Annotated in this window: 1 protein-coding gene; it reads left to right on the forward strand. The window is 54.0% G+C overall.

Annotation, left to right across the window (positions count from 1 at the left end; genetic code table 11):
• Positions 1 to 272: hypothetical protein (locus VJI93_RS08820; RefSeq protein ID WP_324009326.1), on the forward strand; the 272-nt coding region annotated here is incomplete at both ends.

A 272-nucleotide genomic window follows, 5' to 3' on the forward strand; every position in this document is an offset into this window, starting at 1 on the left:
GATTACAGGGCGTGGTGCAGACGTTCTCATCATCGACGACTACATCAAAGAGCCTAAGGAGGCGACCAGCGCCACCTACCTTGAGGATCTGTGGACGTGGTATCGTACTGTTGCGCGTACTCGTCTGGAGCCTGGTGCGGTTGTTATTATCCTGGCCACACGTTGGGTGTCCAATGACATCCATGGCCGTATCATGAAGCAGCAGGCCGAGAGTGGGCGTAACTTCTTTGAATATGTCCGACTGCCTGCGCTTTATGAGCCCATGAAGGAAG

This window comes from Parvimonas sp. M20, from assembly GCF_035282425.1.
GTDB lineage: Bacteria > Bacillota > Clostridia > Tissierellales > Peptoniphilaceae > Parvimonas.